We start from the raw sequence: 12,887 nt of genomic DNA on the forward strand, positions 1-12,887 counted from the left end.
GATGAGACCGTTGCCAGCCCCATCCGCAGTACACTGAAGTCTCTCGCCGGGCGGACGCGATCACGAGGCTCATGGCTGTCGTCCCGCATCCGCTCGCACAACGAACAGACCGCCGGACTGCGGCAGGATGGCGGACAGGTCGCGCACGGTGATCGCCTGCGGAATGTCGTCCTTGTGCTCGTCGGACTGCACGGGAGTGACCGTCGTCTTGCTCAAAGGCTGCATGACGAAAAGCGGGGCACGAGTCCAGGAGAGCGGATCGGCGGACGCGATCATGACCGCGCTGGTGGTCTCGCTGCCGCTGATGATCGGCGCGAGGGCGGCGACATAAGCGCGGGTTTCTGGCGGGAGCGGTCGGCCCTTCAGCGCCTCCTCGTAGCGCCCGGGTCCGGCGTTGTAAGCCGCGATCCATTGCGGCGAACCGTAGCGGTCGAACAGTTCTCGGATGTAGGCCGCACCCGCCACGATGTTGTCGTGCGGGTCATATGGATCGTCACCTAATCGGTAGCGCACGCGTAGCTCGGCCCACGTCTCCGGCATGATCTGCATCAGCCCGATCGCCCCTTTGGGCGAGAGCGCGCGCGGATCACCATCGCTCTCGACGCGCCTCACCGCGCGAATCCAGGCGGCGGGAAGCTCGAAGCGCTGCGCCGCCTCGGCGATGTGATCGCCATAGGGATCGCGCGCAGACGGTTGGACGACAGGCAGAGGCTGCGCCAGCGCCATCGCCGGGATCGCAACGCCGTAAAGCATGCCCGAGAGAAGAATGGCCGCCATTCGAACAGGCGCGCCTTTTCCACTGCGACACCAGCCTGCCAGCGTGCTCGCTGCCGTCAAGGGTACGCGCACTGCGCCGATCTTCGATCGCCCTTGACCTCCGCTGCGCGCGCCGGCCGACCGGTCGTCGAGCGGGACGAAGGGATGAGACGGCTTTACCGCGAACAAAGGGATGACCGATCGCAATAGGATCGCGCTGGCGGGTCGCATGTTGTCACTCCCGCTCGCCGCGCTTTGGGGCACGGTTCCAATGCAGCGACCAGGACGCGCCACCGTCGTCGTCACGAAACAGGTTCGCGCGGATCGGCTGCGGCAAGGCGGGATCGTCGATGACGAGCGCGATGTAGTCCCCGGCCCGTTCGCCGGTGCGTTTCCAGCCCGCACCGATCTCCGGCCCTTCCTCGTTGCCGTTGTGGACGCGGTAGTCCGGCGCGTTGTCGGTATCGGACGGCTCTGCTGGAATGATGGTGATCTCGCGGAAGAGCGTGAAGGTATGGACGCGCCCGACAAAGCCGGTGGTCTCGCGCGTGAACTCGCCAATCTGTGGCATGTAGAACCTCCATGAACTGGTAGTGGGATGAACGGTGGTGCGGCACTCACCGTGTCGGGGCATGCCAGACGAAATGGCCGTCGCCCTCCTCGTCGGTGTAGATCGGCGTCGCCGTGCCGATGACGGCGCGCGCTGGGATCGGGCCGAAGTAGCGGCCGTCCAGACTGTCGGGCACGTTCGGGTTCATCAGGAAGAACTCGTCTTGCGCGACCGTCCGGCACCCTTGCCAGACCGGCAGATCGCGGCCCGCGCGGTCGCGATCGAGCGCGTCACCGAGCGGCACATGATCGACCGTGATGGTGCGCCCGATGCGACAGACTTCGTGTCCTGGCAGGGCCATGATGCGCTTCAACAGCGGCACGCCGCGGCCGATGTAGCCGCGCTCCACCATGAAGTCGGCGAGCGGTTTGTCAGGAAGCACAGCAACGAGATCGCCGACCTCCAGGTCCGGCGCCGGAGCAAGACCGTAGAGACCAATCGGAACGCTCGCGGATGCGTTCCAGACGAGGCGCAACGGTGTGGGAATGAACGATGCGACGGCGACGCCCATCACGGAGAAGTACGTCACCATGACGTAGCCAAACCGGGTCATGGTTCGGCCCTCCGGCGCAACAGAAACGCCTGGTGCTGATCGACGGTATAGGCGCGCGGCTGGTGGCCGACGGTCAACCGATTGTGGACGTGCCGCCAGTGATCGGGCGACACGTCGGTGGCGTCGATGCCGATCGCCTCGACAGCATCGATGTGCTGAAGGATGCGCTCGACCTTCGGCCAGCCCTCGATCCTGAGCAGGATCTCGCCGCCGGGACGCACGAAGGGCAGCGTCTGGAACGGTTCGCCCGGCACCACCGCACGCACGATGTCGATCCGTGACGTGATCGTGCCGAAATCGTTCGAAGCCCACCGCACGAAGGCGAAAACGCTGCGGGGTCGATAGAAAAAGACACGCCGACTGCGGTCGAGCACCTGTTCGCGTACCTTTCGACCGAACCTGATCCAGTTCTCGAGCCGCTTCTCGATGTGCGTCAGTTCGACTTGCGTGAAAGCGTCGGCGGACCGGTTGCGCGGTGCGATACCGACATATGAACGGGAAGCGGTGGCGCCGGTCATGGGCGATCTCCATCGGCGGTCGGTGGGAATTCGCGCGCGAGCAGATCGCGCAGCATGTCGGCGACGGTGATGCCGCGCTGAAAGGCGACGATCTTGATGCGGCCGCGCAGTTCGGGCGTGATGTCGATGGTCAGCCGCGCGGTGAAGCGGGCCACCTCGTCGGTACGCGGCGCGTCGGCTGCCTTGATCCAGCTTTCCGGGTCGGCGGGCCGGGCGGCAAAGCGGCGACGGATCGGGTGCGCGCTCATGGCAATGTCCTTCCCGTCACCAGCCGTCCGATCTCTGCAGCGAGCGCCGCGATCTCTCTCGCGGCCTGACTGTCGGGATCGATTTCGGAGGCGAGCCGACCGGACTGTGCGGCATCGGCGAAAACGACGCGCTGGCCGATGGTCGTCGCCAGCACCGGCGGGTCATGATCTGCAAGCGTCTCGGCGGTCTCGCGCGCGATGATGGTGCGCGCGCCGCAGCGGTTGAGCACGAAGCGCGCCGCCAAGGCGGGCCGGTAGATGCGCGCTTCGGCGAGGAGCACCAGCATCTCGGCCGAGGCCCAGCCATCGAACGGCGATGGCTGCACGGGGATCAGCACCAGGTCAGCGGCCAGCAGTGCCGAACGCATAAGCCCGGCGATGCGCGGCGGTCCATCGATGACAATGTGATCGGCATCGCGCGCCAGTTCCGGCGCTTCCCGGTGCAAGGTGTCGCGCGCCAGGCCCACGACGCCGAACAGCCGGACACCATTCTCGCGCACACGCTGCTGCGACCAATCCAGCGCCGATCCCTGCGGGTCGGCGTCGATCAGCGTGACGCGCTTGCCTCTCCCAGCCCATTCTCCGGCGAGATGCAGCGCCAGCGTCGTCTTGCCGACGCCACCCTTCTGATTGAGGAGCGCGACGATCATGGCGCCCGCCTTCCGGCGGCACCGGCACCACGGCCGCGTTTCGCACGCGCCAACAAGGAAGAGTTAGATTCTCTGTTAGACTCTAAGTTAGCGGCCGGATTTCGTGTTTCAGGCCAGAGTGTTAACTGCGGTCCGTGCGCCCGATCTGCCGATAGGCCTGCGCCCGATGTGCCGATACCCTTTGCGCCTGATCTGCCGATGCTATTCACAGGCTCATCCACTGGCACTGTGAATTGTTGGACGGGCCGTATGCGGAGCAGTTCACGCCGCCCCTCGCGTTCGATCGACAGGCGATATCCCGGCAAGGACTGGCGAAGGGCAATGCGGCGTAGATCGAGCGCAAAATCGGAAATGCGCGCGAGGCTGCCGGATTTGGCGTGGAGGTGGCCGATCTCGAACAGCCAGCCGTGTTGCTGATGGCCGGCGTGCTTGCGCGCGACGCGATAGAGCCAGCGCTCGATGCCGCCGGTCAGCCGGAAATAGTCCGGGTCGATGGTCAGCACCAAGGAGCGATCGACGACCCCGTTGTAGAACCACTCGGGCAGGACGAACTCCATGCCCTCGACGCGACCCTCGCGCGTCGTCATCTCTTCCCATTCGTTGATCCAGGAGAATTGTCGGCGGCGCCATTGCACGCCGTTCCGGATCGTCGTGGCGATGACGGTCGATTGCAGCCGCGCCAGCGACGCCTTCAACAAAAGATACTGCTGATTTCCAGTCGGGCGGCCGACACCGCGCAGGAGCTGGTAGGGCGTGAAGCGAAAGAAGCGCGACGTGCGCAGGCCGTGGTTCTCGGCCGCGACAATCTGCGAGGCGGCCCAGATCAGCACATCGGCATCCCAGATCGTCGCCATGCCGTGCTCTGGCATCCCGAGCACCTGCACCTCGACATCGGCGGCCTTGTAGAGGATCGGCTTGATGCGCGGCGTCTTCGACAGCGAGAAGAACGGCCGTTCCATGAGATCGCGCTGATCGCGCGGACTGGCATCACCGGTGGCCACCACGAAGGGATCGAGCCGTTGGCGCTCGCTCCGGTGCTTGCTGTCTGGTCGAGAAGCGCCGCTCATTCAGCGTGCTCCCCGCTCGGCAGGCGTCAGAGGTCGCGCCGGAAAGACTCGGCCGGCAGTCTGATCCGTGGTGGACTTGCGCGCGCCGATGGCCGTCCAGGCCTGCAGGTCTTCGAGCGCATAGATGACGCGGCCGCCGATCTTGCGATAGGTCGGGCCGGTGCCGTAGGTGCGGTGCTTCTCCAGCGTCCTGAGCGATATGCCAAGGAAACGCGCCGCGTCGGGCGTGCGTAGAAAACGCGGCGGCAACCCCGTCTTCGGGTCGAGCATGATCGGGCCTCCGGGTCGGTTCGGATGGCTGCCGGTGACGGCAGCGGGTCATGGCGAACCGTGGCGGAGGAACGGCGGCTTGCAGCGTGCCGGAATCAGGGGATGGCGATTTCGGCACCCCTGGAGACCCGAATGGTGATGATCGCGTGGCAACGTTCAGCGGGGCAGCAGACGCGTGGGATAATGCAGCAGATCGCGATATCCGCCGCGCATGTAGTGAGTGCCATCGGCCACGAGACGACGCGCCTGGTTCTTGCGGGGATCGCTCTCCCAATCGGTCTTGTTGCCGTGAAAGCCCAGCAGGGCTTCCGCAATCTTCCGATAGCTGGCGCCATCGGTGCGCCCATCGAGGGCGCGCAGGATCAGGATGTGCCGGTCTCGGGTTTGCGCGGGTAGCGCGTGATGGTGGTCGCCGATCGCCCGCCCTGTCAGTGTTCGCCAGAAACGCAACACCGCTTCGGCGCGGTGCTCCAGCAATGCGTCGAGCGGCAAAATGACGACATAGGCCGTCTTGGCGCTGGGCGGCGGATTTGCGAGCCAGAACTGATGGTTCACCCCCGCCGATCGCCAGAGACCATGCCACGCCCCATCCTCGACGGCGCGAGCTTCCAGACCCGACAACGTCGGCAGGCTGATCGTCATGCTGGAGGGACCGTCAACACTCCCTGGAGGAAGGGGGTGAAGCTCAAAGGCGTCAGGCAGCAGCGACGGCATCCAGAACAGCGCGGCCCGGTTGGCGGAGAGAGCCGGGTCCGTCGGGAAATCGCAACCCCCAGCGTTCCGAGAACGCCGTCTGCGCAGAGCCGCCGAGGCGCGGCAGTTGCGTTACGCGATGGAAGTCGCGGCGATAATCTTCATCGCGACGAAGGTACTCCCAGGCAAAGCCGGCGGCAGAAATGCTCTTGGCATGTGCATAAGCGGCCGGCGAGCGCCAATCTGTACTCGGCATGGCGTCACCTCTCGTCCAGCATTTACGCGTTGCTGGAAAGAGGAATTGTTCGTGATGCACCGCTCACGTTGAAGCCACTGTTGCCCGATATGTTGATCGCGTTGGCCGATCAATATTTGAAGACAATTCGGATCATTTTTGAAATTCCTCGCGAGCCGGGCCATGCCCGGCGAGCGGCGTATTTCCGGCTCAGCGGAAACCTGCCGATCCGTAAAGACGAATCGGCGCGAAATCTGATCCACGCTTCTGCAGGAAGCCGTGAAGCCGGATTTCCGGCTCCGCGGCTCTGCGGATGTCAGGCGCTCTTCAGCCGCTGCATTCCCTCGGCCAGCGTCCAGAGGGCGCGGTTCAGACCGACATTCTGGTCGATACCGTTGATGGGCCGCGTGGTGCTACGACGGATGCGGCCATCCGAAGTCTGCCGCCGTCCGTTCAGCCCACCCCGAATGAGGTTTTCCTGAATGACGTTGAACGTCTGCCACAGGCTTTGCCCGGCATCTTCGCGGCGGCGCGGAGCGATGATCTGATCCGGGCGGACCGGACTTTCCTCCTCGCCATAGCGCGCGACGAGGCTCGCCTCCGCCAATACCTGCTGTTCATCCCGCGAAAGGAACGTGTCCTTCATGGTTTCCGTCGCATCGATCAGGCGCGGAAAGTCCTCCGCGACGGTGTAGACGCCCTCGATGATCTGGTCCTGAATGCCGCCCTTGTGGGGCACACGGACTTCCTCGAACCGCTCGCCAGCAATCATGCTGTTGGTGCAGACGAAGCGCAGCATTCCGGCGAACATCTGATAGGCGCTGGTCCCGTCATGGCTGTTGACGATGATGACTTCCGCCGCTTCCGGCTTGCCGATGCCGTCATCCCGGCGCAGGCGCAGCATGTGCTTGGCATGGCCGTGGCGGCTGCCGTCGCGCGGAACCGCCTGCACGGCGAAAAACGGAAACCATCCTTCCCGGCGCAGCCCCTCCACGATCTCGATGGTGGGGACGTAAACGTAGCGATCCGACCGGCTGTCGTGCGCCTCGCGGGCGAACACTGAGGGGACATGATGGTGAAGGGCATCGTTGTCGAGTGCCTCACGCCCGCTGATCTGGTGAGAGTTGCGGCCGAACCGGGTGGCGAGATGATGATACATGGTCTGTCTCCGTGGGGCTGGGTTGGAGCGCAGCGCTGCGCTGCAACCCTGGCCGTCGCCGAGACCGGGGTAGCAAGGTGCAAGGGCGTTGGGGCCGGAGGGGGATCGCCCGGCCTGCACGCAATGAAATGGAGGAAGGCCGGGGATACCGGCCCGGACGAGCGTCAGCGATCCCTTGCACCGCGCGGGGGCGGAGCCCTTAGCCAAGCTTACCCGGCATGAGCAAGGCGGGTGCCGGGCTAAAGGATTGGATCGGGATGCGCGCAGCAACCGAACCTGAAAACCGCGCATCCTGATTTCCGCATTTCCTGAATGGTTGCCGTAATAAGCGTGACGAAGCCCCGCTTTGGGAGCGGGGCTTCGGAGATGTTCGGCCTCAGTCGCCAATGCGGCGAGACCAGATCAGGTTGTGAGCTTCGCCGCCCTCGTCCTCGACTAGGCTGGCGTAGATTGGAGCTGGGAAGCTCGGATCGTCCAGCTTGACCGAGAGATAGTCGCGACCAGTCTCGCGGGCGGTCTTCTTCCACGCCGCACCGAACTCGGTGGTGCCGGCGAAGATCCGATAGTCCGGGCCGCGCTCGCTGTCGCCCTCGGTGGGAACGAACTTGGCCTTGACGTTGAGGGTCAGGGTCTTGACCGTGCCGGTGATGTCGCCGTTCGCGGTCTTGGTGAAGGTGCCGATGGTTGCCATTGTCGTGTCTCCGTTCCTCGGGCCGCGCCTATCGCGACCTCGATGGTGGTCGTGCGACCGGGGACGATCAGCCCGCACCTGAAAGGCTGGAACGAAGTGGAAGGCGGACGGCGATGGCTTTTTTGCCTCGCGATGCAAAGCGCGCTCGCGCGCGGCGGAAAAAAGCTGGCGACGGCCGTTGCGGGAGGATGATCGAGGCGAAGCCGTTCTCCGGTCAGACCCCATCCATTCGAGGACGCCGTGGGTGCGACTCGGCGAAACCATGGAGATACGATGATGCGAGCAGTTGCCTATCACGGGATGAGACCGGCCAACGGGATCACTGTTATGGCTGGCGCTGTCCCCGAGGCGGCTGGCTGTCCCGACCGAGATGGTGAAAGTTACGGCCACGGCTCGTGGATCATCGGCATTTCCAGACAGCGCGGCTGGACGTACCGCTCCCGCCGGGCTTCGTTATCGAACGACGAAGCTGAGTGACCCGCCCCGGCACGATCGCTGTTCTGGGGGTGGCAAAGCTGCGAGACTTCCACAATTGGGTTTCGCCGCCATACCGACTGACGCAATCCGCCATCGCGCATCGGTCGAATGCGGGGCTTCCTGCGTCCCGCCGCTACTTTGCGTTAGCGATCGAAGCCGAATGGCGGAAACGCGCCTCAGACGTGGTTCCGGCGCAGCCGAGAGCGCGGCCCAGGAGGGGCAACGCCGATCACACCTGTTGGCTTATGTAGAGTTCCCGAATGATGTCGGTGACAATCTCGAACGTGGTCAGAAACATGGGCGGGTTCAACACTGTATCGCTTCCGTGGGCAAACATATTGCGCAATTGACTCAGATGTTCGATCTCAGAGGAAATCAGGTTCTGCTTCTTGGCGGATTTCAACAGCTCGTCGAGCATGACAGGGCGAGGCTTTCCTCTCTTGTCCACTCTTCCGGCGAACTGGTGCCCGATCCGCTCGCGCAAAGCCAGTTCGAGGCAAGGGAATGTCTGGCTCGCCGCCATGGTCAAAAGATCATACGAGAAGTACGCGTAGATATAGGCGTGTCGCACCGCATCATGGGATCGCCGGACAGAATCAGGAAGTGAAGCGGGAAGCTCGAACGCGCACATATCCCTGTGCAAGTCTTGCAGTGCGGAGCCGATAAAACCGGCTTCCCCTGAAAAATAGGGGTCTGGCCGGGTGAGGTCTGACACGCTCTTTAGCACGGAATATTCTTTCATGTGTTGATCAGCTTAAGCAATGGTAGCGTGACTTACCGGGATTTTCAGCCTCCGCGATGAATTGTCGAGCCTGTTGCTGCCAATCGCATCAGCGCCGAAACGCTGACGAAACCACCTCCGACCAAGCAGAAGATCACGCGCCAGACATGGGACGGCACGGCTTCGCGCGCGATGCCATCCACCAGCGCATAGCCGGCGATGGCAGCCGGAGCGGCGAAGACGAGCGCCACCGCAAGACGGAGGATCGGCAGACGGACCGCCATAAACAGGATCAGCAACAGACCATAGGTGGCGACACGTGCCACCAGCCCTACCAGTCCCGCGCCGATCAGGCCGGAGCCCGAGGCGTAAGTCCAACGCGCCGCCTCCACGCCGAGCATGAAGGGCAGCGCATAGACGGCGAGTGCATAGGCCAGGATACAAAGACCGGCGACCAAGGCGACGGCCACGCCAAAGAGCGCGATCATTGCAATTTCCTCCTGACCCGATGACGGTCACGGTCATCGGGCGGTGGCGCGAGGCTCGCCCTCGCGCGACCGCAATTTTTCCAAGCAACAGCGAGAAAAACCGGGACCACTCGCGCGGTCCCGGCTCGTCCTCACTCGGCAGCTTGCGCGATGGCTCCCGCCTCCGACTCCGCGTCTCGCGACAGAGGCCTTGCGGTGCGCAACACGGACGGCAGCCAGCCGGTTCCGGCGAGAAGCTGTTCGGCAGCCTGCGCCATCTCTGCCTTCTTTAAACCCGCGATCCGCTCGGCCGCCTCATCACCGACACCTTCCCGCACGGCGTTGAGAATATGCGCCTTGGTCACGCGGCCGAGGTAGCTCTGCACGGTCGGGGTCCAGTGTGCCTTCATGTCGAGCGTGACCGCACTCGCCAGCTTTTCCGCCGTCGCGCGGGCATTAGGCTTCTGCTCCCAAGGTATCCTGACCGCGTTGACGGTCAGCGCGGCGCAATGGGCGAGCAAGGCCATAACGCTCGCATGGTCGAGACCGGCGACGAAGGTCCACAGGTCGGCTACGTCGCGCGGCATGTCCGACGCCCATCCGGCATGACGATCCGCCAGCGCCTTGGCGGCGGGCGTATCCTCGATCCCATCCGCGTGGGAAGCGAGATAGGCGCTGGTCAAGCGGATTTCGAGGCAGGAGGCTTCCCCACCGCGATAGAAGGTCTGGGCTGCCAGCGCATGGACCACGGCGACAAGCGCCATAGCCGGCTGCTCGCCAAGGGCGAGACGCAGACCAAGGGTGCGATGGGCGGTCAGGTCGCGGATGAGAAGGTCCGATAGCGGCTTCCCCGCATCCTCGACCTCCTCGTCGTCCGGCTGTGGTTCTGCATCCTCGTCGCTTCCCTCGCCGACGATTTCGCCATCTTCCGTGATGGTCGCCCCCTCCACATCCGCCGATTTCGGGGCCTCGTCTTCGGCGCGGATGAAGCCGCGTTCGATACGGGCCGTGCCGTCATGGTTCAGGATGACGAACACGCCACCGCGCGCGATCTCGTGGGCGTCATAGGCGTGGCGCCTGGCGTCGATCCGTTCGATCTCCGCTTCAAGCTCACCGAACCGCCGATCTACCTCGTCAGGCAGTTCCTCGTAACCTTCGTACTCCGACGACAGGCGGTCGTAGTCCTCCTGCGCCGCGCCAAAAGCGGCGTCATCGTCCGCCGACAGGTCCACCGGATGCGGATAGCTGCGGCGCATCCCATGCGCGTGGGGGAAGTCGATGTGAACGGAAGCCCACTTCCATCCCTCGACTGCCTGTACCTCGGCGGCGATGCCTTCCAACTTGTCGATGACGAGCCGATCCAGTAGCGCGGCGTCCTCGAAATAACCGCCCCGGTCCTCGGTGAAGAGGTCGCGGATGATGGTGCCACCCGCCTCGGCGTAAGCGTCCGCGCCGACGAAGATCGCCTGCCGGTCGGTCGCCGCGACATTCATCTTGGTGAGGTCGCGTCGAATGGTGGATGGGTCGCGGTTCCACGACAGGTTCTCGTAGACCTGCACCTGCCGAGCATGGTCCTCGGTGAGGGCGAAGGCCATCAACTGGTCCAGCGACAAGCCGCCCTCCCGATAAACCTGCATCAGCTTCGGGCTGACGGCGCCGAGGCGAAGCCGTTGTCTCACGACATGGGCGCTGACGCCGAACCGGGCGGCGATGTCTTCCGCACCCCATCCGCGATTTTCAGCCAGCTCGCGAAAGCGCTCGAACTGATCGGCGGGGTGCATCGCCTCGCGCGTGACGTTTTCGTCGAGACTGATTTCCGTCGCATCGTTCTCGGTATCCAGAACGCAGCGGATGGCTTCTGTCTTCTTGATCTGCTTGCGCTTTACGCGCAGCAACTGCGCCAGCCTGCGGCCTTCGCCGATGGTGACGAAATAGAAGCCGGTCGGCTCGCCTTCCGCGTTCGTTTCCGGCTCTACCACCAGATTTTGCAGCATCCCCTTGGCAGAAATGCTCGCCGCCAGCGCCTCGATATGGGCCTCGCTGTGCGGGGTCTTGCGGGCGTTGCGGGGCGATTTCTTCAGCTTGTTCAGCGGCACGAACAGCACCGCGCCGTTCTCAATCGCGGAAGCTTCGAGAACCGTGGTGGTCGTTTCGATAGTGTCGGTCATGGTCTTGATCCTTTGGCTTGGGTTGGAGCGCAGCGCTGCGCTGCAACCCTGGCCGTCGCCGAGACTGGGGGGTGCAAGGTGCAAGGGCGGCTGGGGCGGAGGGGGATCACCCGGCCTGCACAAGCGGATTGAACCTATGGGCGAGTCTGAAACAGGCATCCGCGCGGAAGGCCGGGGAAACCGTCCCGGCCGAGCGTCAGCGATCCCTTGCACCGCGCCAGGGGGCAGCGCCCCCAAGCGACTGCCCGGCACGAGCGAAAGCGGGCGCCGGGAATGATGACCGGATCAGGATGTACAAAGCCGTAGAACCTGAAAGCCGTGCATCCTGATCGCCGTCTTTCCTCATGAGTACGACGAAGCGCCCCGCCCGAAGACGGGGCGCTATCGCGATCGTCAGTCGGTGACGACTCTGCCGGATTGGCGGGCGCGCTGAGTGTACCAGCTCAAGGGATGCTCGGCCCTGAAGTGGAGGTCACGCTCAACCGGAAGCCGGAGCCGTCCGCGCACCGAGCGGATTTCTGCAAGGCTGACATAGCCGAGTTCGGGTTCGCCAAGGCCGAGATCGCAGAGGCCGAATAGACGGTCGGGGTTTTCGGGATCGGCTTCGGTGAGAAGCCAGGTGGCGCCGGCGTCCGGTGTGAAGAGCTTGACGACGGGACGCGGATCGATGTCCTCGCCGGCGGCGCTGCGAGCACCATTGGCGAGAAGTCGGGCGTAGAGTTCGTTGGTGATGAGCGCTGCGGCCATGTCGGCCTCCCTTCGATGTCACCCTCCGATCGAGGGCGAGGAGGCGTTCGGCCGGCGCAATCGAGCGGCGTGGTCAGGCCCTACACGGTCCGGTGCGGGCCGGGCTTGACCGCGCTGCGGCGGCGGTCAGCGTTACCGGAGCTCGTCGAGAGGGAAATATCGAAAGCCACAGGCAGCGCACACTCGAAGAAACGACAAATCCGGACCTCCGGTAGCAAGGGTCGTGGAGTCGCCCGCGCTCACCTTCCGTTTCTTTCGCGATGGCCGCCGATTTCCGCACGCCCACCTCTGGGGTCTTCAATACGCAAGCAGTGCGCGTCACCTTGGTCGCAGTCATTCCACTGCGATCGAGGGCGATCGACATGAAACCCGAACACACGATTTCTCAAGAAGACCGGACCTTGGCCTCCGACACTGCACAGCCATCCACCGTCGAGCCCGTCGAGAGCAGCCACAGGCGGTTTCAGCCGCCCGCCGATCTGTTCAAGCGTGTGATCCGCCGCCCGGAGCTTCGCAAGATCGTGCCACTCGCCGACACGACGATCTACGAAATGGAACAGCGCGGCGAGTTTCCGAAGCGTTTCTTCCTGACGCCACGCTGCGTGGTGTGGGATTTGGCCGAAGTTGAGACCTGGCTCGATGAACGGCGCCGCGCATCGGATGCGGACATCGTGCGCAAAGCGTCTCCGCCGGATGTTCATCAACGGCGTGCGCGACCAGTGAAGTCGTCGCTTCATCTACGTGATCGGTAACACGGTGCCATGAGCCACATTTACGTAACTCAGCGGCATCCATGAGAATCATTGCCGGAGGGGCGCATCGAACTCCTTCGATTACACCCACAGTACTGCCCCCAA

At 64.1% G+C, this 12,887-nt stretch carries 17 protein-coding genes; 1 reads left to right on the plus strand and 16 read right to left on the minus strand.

The genetic code is table 11. The features are described from left to right. Nucleotides 1-69: 69 nt before the first annotated feature. From L0966_RS04345 to L0966_RS04420, 16 genes are all read right to left on the minus strand, one after another. Nucleotides 70-987: a lytic transglycosylase domain-containing protein gene (locus L0966_RS04345; protein ID WP_234050594.1), complete on the minus strand. Its 918-nt coding sequence runs from the start codon at nucleotides 985-987 to the stop codon at nucleotides 70-72. A gap of 4 nt (nucleotides 988-991) precedes the next feature. Beyond that, nucleotides 992-1,327 (minus strand): DUF736 domain-containing protein, encoded by a 336-nt coding sequence (locus tag L0966_RS04350; RefSeq protein WP_234050595.1) that lies wholly within the window; start codon nucleotides 1,325-1,327, stop codon nucleotides 992-994. 46 nt (nucleotides 1,328-1,373) lie between these two features. Next, complete coding sequence (locus L0966_RS04355) at nucleotides 1,374-1,919, minus strand: S26 family signal peptidase (RefSeq protein ID WP_234050596.1); 546 nt, start codon at nucleotides 1,917-1,919, stop codon at nucleotides 1,374-1,376. Continuing rightward, entirely contained in the window at nucleotides 1,916-2,437 is a 522-nt protein-coding gene (locus tag L0966_RS04360) for a DUF2840 domain-containing protein (RefSeq protein WP_234050597.1), read from the minus strand. Before L0966_RS04360 ends, L0966_RS04355 begins: the two co-directional genes overlap by 4 nt. Continuing rightward, nucleotides 2,434-2,685, minus strand: a complete 252-nt coding sequence (locus L0966_RS04365; protein WP_234050598.1) for a hypothetical protein — start codon at nucleotides 2,683-2,685, stop codon at nucleotides 2,434-2,436. The genes L0966_RS04360 and L0966_RS04365 overlap by 4 nt, the downstream gene beginning before the upstream one ends. Then, nucleotides 2,682-3,335 carry a ParA family partition ATPase gene (gene parA / locus L0966_RS04370; protein ID WP_234050599.1) on the minus strand — a complete coding sequence of 218 codons (654 nt, stop codon included), beginning with the start codon at nucleotides 3,333-3,335 and terminating at the stop codon, nucleotides 2,682-2,684. The genes L0966_RS04365 and parA overlap by 4 nt, the downstream gene beginning before the upstream one ends. Further along, nucleotides 3,332-4,402, minus strand: a complete 1,071-nt coding sequence (locus L0966_RS04375) for a replication initiator protein A (protein ID WP_234050600.1) — start codon at nucleotides 4,400-4,402, stop codon at nucleotides 3,332-3,334. Before L0966_RS04375 ends, parA begins: the two co-directional genes overlap by 4 nt. After that, a complete protein-coding gene (locus tag L0966_RS04380; protein WP_234050601.1) occupies nucleotides 4,403-4,672 on the minus strand; it encodes an AlpA family transcriptional regulator in 270 nt (89 codons plus the stop codon). A 156-nt stretch (nucleotides 4,673-4,828) separates the two neighbouring features. Next, a complete protein-coding gene (locus L0966_RS04385) occupies nucleotides 4,829-5,314 on the minus strand; it encodes a DUF2285 domain-containing protein (protein WP_234050602.1) in 486 nt (161 codons plus the stop codon). Between the two features lie 52 nt (nucleotides 5,315-5,366). Further along, the gene (locus L0966_RS04390; protein WP_234050603.1) at nucleotides 5,367-5,621 is read right to left on the minus strand and encodes a transcriptional regulator domain-containing protein; all 255 of its coding nucleotides are present in this window, start codon (nucleotides 5,619-5,621) and stop codon (nucleotides 5,367-5,369) included. A 295-nt stretch (nucleotides 5,622-5,916) separates the two neighbouring features. Further along, nucleotides 5,917-6,759 (minus strand): DUF932 domain-containing protein, encoded by an 843-nt coding sequence (locus tag L0966_RS04395; RefSeq protein WP_234050604.1) that lies wholly within the window; start codon nucleotides 6,757-6,759, stop codon nucleotides 5,917-5,919. A gap of 376 nt (nucleotides 6,760-7,135) precedes the next feature. Then, a complete protein-coding gene (locus L0966_RS04400) occupies nucleotides 7,136-7,450 on the minus strand; it encodes a DUF736 domain-containing protein (protein WP_234050605.1) in 315 nt (104 codons plus the stop codon). Nucleotides 7,451-8,156: 706 nt separating this feature from the next. Beyond that, nucleotides 8,157-8,669: a hypothetical protein gene (locus L0966_RS04405; protein WP_234050606.1), complete on the minus strand. Its 513-nt coding sequence runs from the start codon at nucleotides 8,667-8,669 to the stop codon at nucleotides 8,157-8,159. Nucleotides 8,670-8,713: 44 nt separating this feature from the next. Next, the gene (locus L0966_RS04410) at nucleotides 8,714-9,136 is read right to left on the minus strand and encodes a hypothetical protein (RefSeq protein WP_234050607.1); all 423 of its coding nucleotides are present in this window, start codon (nucleotides 9,134-9,136) and stop codon (nucleotides 8,714-8,716) included. 131 nt (nucleotides 9,137-9,267) lie between these two features. Beyond that, complete coding sequence (locus L0966_RS04415; RefSeq protein ID WP_234050608.1) at nucleotides 9,268-11,283, minus strand: ParB/RepB/Spo0J family partition protein; 2,016 nt, start codon at nucleotides 11,281-11,283, stop codon at nucleotides 9,268-9,270. Between the two features lie 393 nt (nucleotides 11,284-11,676). Then, nucleotides 11,677-12,030, minus strand: a complete 354-nt coding sequence (locus L0966_RS04420) for a DUF2958 domain-containing protein (protein ID WP_234050609.1) — start codon at nucleotides 12,028-12,030, stop codon at nucleotides 11,677-11,679. A gap of 362 nt (nucleotides 12,031-12,392) precedes the next feature. Between L0966_RS04420 and L0966_RS04425 the strand changes: the two genes are divergently transcribed. Next, nucleotides 12,393-12,782, plus strand: coding sequence for a helix-turn-helix transcriptional regulator (locus L0966_RS04425; RefSeq protein ID WP_370640971.1), 390 nt, complete (start codon nucleotides 12,393-12,395; stop codon nucleotides 12,780-12,782). Nucleotides 12,783-12,887 lie beyond the last annotated feature (105 nt).

The organism is Xanthobacter sp. NM-59, assembly GCF_021401125.1.
GTDB lineage: Bacteria > Pseudomonadota > Alphaproteobacteria > Rhizobiales > Xanthobacteraceae > Xanthobacter.

What these genes read in the sequence shown, in the direction of transcription:
- L0966_RS04345 (WP_234050594.1), bottom strand. Translation starts at nt 987, where the DNA reads ATGCGACCCGCCAGCGCGATCCTATTGCGATCGGTCATCCCTTTGTTC.
- L0966_RS04350 (WP_234050595.1), bottom strand. Translation starts at nt 1,327, where the DNA reads ATGCCACAGATTGGCGAGTTCACGCGCGAGACCACCGGCTTTGTCGGG.
- L0966_RS04355 (WP_234050596.1), bottom strand. Translation starts at nt 1,919, where the DNA reads ATGACCCGGTTTGGCTACGTCATGGTGACGTACTTCTCCGTGATGGGC.
- L0966_RS04360 (WP_234050597.1), bottom strand. Translation starts at nt 2,437, where the DNA reads ATGACCGGCGCCACCGCTTCCCGTTCATATGTCGGTATCGCACCGCGC.
- L0966_RS04365 (WP_234050598.1), bottom strand. Translation starts at nt 2,685, where the DNA reads ATGAGCGCGCACCCGATCCGTCGCCGCTTTGCCGCCCGGCCCGCCGAC.
- parA (WP_234050599.1), bottom strand. Translation starts at nt 3,335, where the DNA reads ATGATCGTCGCGCTCCTCAATCAGAAGGGTGGCGTCGGCAAGACGACG.
- L0966_RS04375 (WP_234050600.1), bottom strand. Translation starts at nt 4,402, where the DNA reads ATGAGCGGCGCTTCTCGACCAGACAGCAAGCACCGGAGCGAGCGCCAA.
- L0966_RS04380 (WP_234050601.1), bottom strand. Translation starts at nt 4,672, where the DNA reads ATGCTCGACCCGAAGACGGGGTTGCCGCCGCGTTTTCTACGCACGCCC.
- L0966_RS04385 (WP_234050602.1), bottom strand. Translation starts at nt 5,314, where the DNA reads ATGACGATCAGCCTGCCGACGTTGTCGGGTCTGGAAGCTCGCGCCGTC.
- L0966_RS04390 (WP_234050603.1), bottom strand. Translation starts at nt 5,621, where the DNA reads ATGCCGAGTACAGATTGGCGCTCGCCGGCCGCTTATGCACATGCCAAG.
- L0966_RS04395 (WP_234050604.1), bottom strand. Translation starts at nt 6,759, where the DNA reads ATGTATCATCATCTCGCCACCCGGTTCGGCCGCAACTCTCACCAGATC.
- L0966_RS04400 (WP_234050605.1), bottom strand. Translation starts at nt 7,450, where the DNA reads ATGGCAACCATCGGCACCTTCACCAAGACCGCGAACGGCGACATCACC.
- L0966_RS04405 (WP_234050606.1), bottom strand. Translation starts at nt 8,669, where the DNA reads ATGAAAGAATATTCCGTGCTAAAGAGCGTGTCAGACCTCACCCGGCCA.
- L0966_RS04410 (WP_234050607.1), bottom strand. Translation starts at nt 9,136, where the DNA reads ATGATCGCGCTCTTTGGCGTGGCCGTCGCCTTGGTCGCCGGTCTTTGT.
- L0966_RS04415 (WP_234050608.1), bottom strand. Translation starts at nt 11,283, where the DNA reads ATGACCGACACTATCGAAACGACCACCACGGTTCTCGAAGCTTCCGCG.
- L0966_RS04420 (WP_234050609.1), bottom strand. Translation starts at nt 12,030, where the DNA reads ATGGCCGCAGCGCTCATCACCAACGAACTCTACGCCCGACTTCTCGCC.
- L0966_RS04425 (WP_370640971.1), top strand. Translation starts at nt 12,393, where the DNA reads ATGAAACCCGAACACACGATTTCTCAAGAAGACCGGACCTTGGCCTCC.